Source organism: Acetobacter okinawensis JCM 25146 (assembly GCF_000613865.1).
In the GTDB taxonomy this organism is placed as follows: domain Bacteria; phylum Pseudomonadota; class Alphaproteobacteria; order Acetobacterales; family Acetobacteraceae; genus Acetobacter; species Acetobacter okinawensis.
This window is the reverse complement of record NZ_BAJU01000117.1, coordinates 1-951: the sequence shown is the minus strand read 5'-3', so window position 1 is coordinate 951 and position 951 is coordinate 1. Positions and strand designations below refer to the sequence as shown.

Annotated in this window: 2 protein-coding genes; one reads left to right on the top strand and one right to left on the bottom strand. The window is 63.2% G+C overall.

The annotated features are described in order from the left end of the window. Positions 1–590, bottom strand: a 590-nt coding sequence (locus JCM25146_RS21015; RefSeq protein WP_148299138.1) for a DUF1376 domain-containing protein, incomplete at its 3' end; no start/stop codon positions are given. Positions 591–674: 84 nt separating this feature from the next. On the opposite strand from JCM25146_RS21015, the gene JCM25146_RS20325 reads away from it, so the two are divergent. Continuing rightward, positions 675–951: helix-turn-helix domain-containing protein (locus JCM25146_RS20325; RefSeq protein ID WP_035373048.1), on the top strand; the 277-nt coding region annotated here is incomplete at its 3' end.

Sequence of the window (951 nt, the reverse complement as noted above, 5' to 3'; positions counted from 1 at the left end):
CCCGCTGACCGGGCCTTGCCCCGCACGGGCATTGCCTGTGCACACGCCCCATTCTCATCCTGCCCCGAACGGAGTGAGGGACTCTCGCTCTCCCTTTCACTCTCCCTTGCATATACGCGGGCATTTGCGCTGGTTGTGCCGTGGCATGTGCCGTCCTCCTCCAGCGCACGCCCCCAGCGGCGGGCCGCACGGGCACGCTGGGCCAGACGGGCCTTCCATGCCTGATTGGCCTTCTGGGCGATAACGGGGTGGTACAACCGCCCGTCCGAGCAGACGACCCAGCCGTGCAGCGCCATGGCGCGCAAGGCAGGCCACCGCCCACCTGCACCCGACAGATGTGCCAGAACCCGCTCATTATGCGGCAGGCTGCCCGCGGGCATCTGCTGCCATGCCTTGCACCACAGGGCCACGGCGCATTTAAACCCGTCCCCCGTGCTCAGGGCGAACAGGTCACTGTCCAGCAGGCGGCAGGTGTCGAGCGGCATAAAGGGCAGGCCCCGCAGGTCGCTCTGCGGCGGGGTCATTGGGGCCGGAAAAGGCCTTTGCGGCTCTTGCACCGCATCCGGCAGGCTGGTATGTGCGTTGTTCATGCACACAATGTGCGTACTAAAAACACAAACTGCAAGCGGTTTTTACGCACTGACATGTACGACTCTTTTGACCACAATGCAGCCATGAACAAGAATCAGATCACGGACAGGCTAAAAGCCCTGCGCGAGCGCGCTGGTTATACGATTCGTGAGTTCGCACGCGAACTGGGGTACGGGGACAAGTTCTCCTCCTACCGCATGTATGAGACAACCTACAAAAAGGATGTCCTCCCCCTGCCCATGGTCAAGACCATGGTGCCCCTGCTCAACGGCAGGGGGGAGCCCCCCATTACCGCCAACGAGGTCTGGAACCTTGCCGGTGTGAGCGCTGGCGAATCCGGCCTTGTGGCCCGGCTGACGC